At 20.5% G+C, this 430-nt stretch carries 1 protein-coding gene; it reads left to right on the top strand.

From position 1 onward, the window contains the following. Nucleotides 1–62 precede the first annotated feature (62 nt). Nucleotides 63–350 (top strand): ArsR/SmtB family transcription factor, encoded by a 288-nt coding sequence (locus KGF50_RS21885; RefSeq protein WP_227849996.1) that lies wholly within the window; start codon nucleotides 63–65, stop codon nucleotides 348–350. Nucleotides 351–430 lie beyond the last annotated feature (80 nt).

Here is a 430-nt window from a genome sequence, read left to right as displayed (position 1 = left end):
ATAATATATTTACAATGTATTAGTTATTAAATAAAATCTATGCTATAAAAGAGGTGAAATAAATGAGAAATTATAATAGTATAAAGGGCTATGAATTGGTATTTGGTGCATTATCAGACAGTATAAGATTAAATATATTATCAGAATTGAATAAAAAAGAGAGTATATGTGTGTGTGACTTAGTTGAATACTTTAATATGCCTCAATCAAAACTATCATATCATTTAAAAATGTTATTAGATGCTAATTTAATACTAAAAGAGAGACAAGGTAAATGGAATTATTATAGTATTAACATGAATGAATTAGAAAAATTTTTATCAAAAGAACTAATTCTGAAAATTTTTTAAAAAATATACTTGAACATATCAATTTTTTTTGATATGATTCTAATTAATACATCAAAAAAATTTGATGTGTAATATATTGA

This window comes from Clostridioides sp. ZZV15-6598 (assembly GCF_020657705.1).
In the GTDB taxonomy this organism is placed as follows: Bacteria; Bacillota; Clostridia; order Peptostreptococcales; family Peptostreptococcaceae; genus Clostridioides; species Clostridioides difficile_F.
This window is presented reverse-complemented; position numbering and strand designations above follow the sequence as displayed.